Source organism: Pseudomonas sp. EL_65y_Pfl1_R83 (genome assembly GCF_963970695.1).
Classification (GTDB): Bacteria; Pseudomonadota; Gammaproteobacteria; order Pseudomonadales; family Pseudomonadaceae; genus Aquipseudomonas; species Aquipseudomonas tritici.
Map to the genome: position 1 here is coordinate 1 of NZ_CAXAQI010000499.1, position 433 is coordinate 433.

Consider the following 433-nt stretch of genomic DNA (forward strand, 5'->3'; position numbering starts at 1 on the left):
CTCGATGCGGAGGGCGTCAGCCGCGTCCCCGCGCATCTGTCGTTCCAGGAAGCGGCGACGCTGCCATGCGCCGGCCTCACCGCCTGGCGCGCGCTGTTCGAGGAAGCGGGCGTGCAGCCCGGCGACACCGTGCTGGTGGTCAATTTCGGTCGGTTCGGGTTGCTTCTGACGGAGATCCTCGGCCGGATCGGCGCGCGCATCGAGACGGTGGAAGCACCTTGGGGTGAGACTGTGCCGCTCGACGCGGTCGCTGCCGCAATCGAGCGGTACGGACCGAAACTGGTTGCGACGATCCATGGTGACACTTCGACAACGATGGCGCAGCCGCTCGACGGGTTCGGCGCACTGTGTGCCGCGGCAGGCGCGCTCTCCTACGTCGACGCGACCGCTACGATTGGTGGCATGGAGATCGCCGCCGATCGCTGGGGCGTCG

General features: G+C 68.6%; 1 protein-coding gene. It reads left to right on the forward strand.

What is annotated here, in order from left to right; translation table 11 throughout:
• The coding region (locus AACY08_RS30030) for an aminotransferase class V-fold PLP-dependent enzyme (RefSeq protein WP_339472723.1) at positions 1-433 on the forward strand (433 nt) is incomplete at both ends.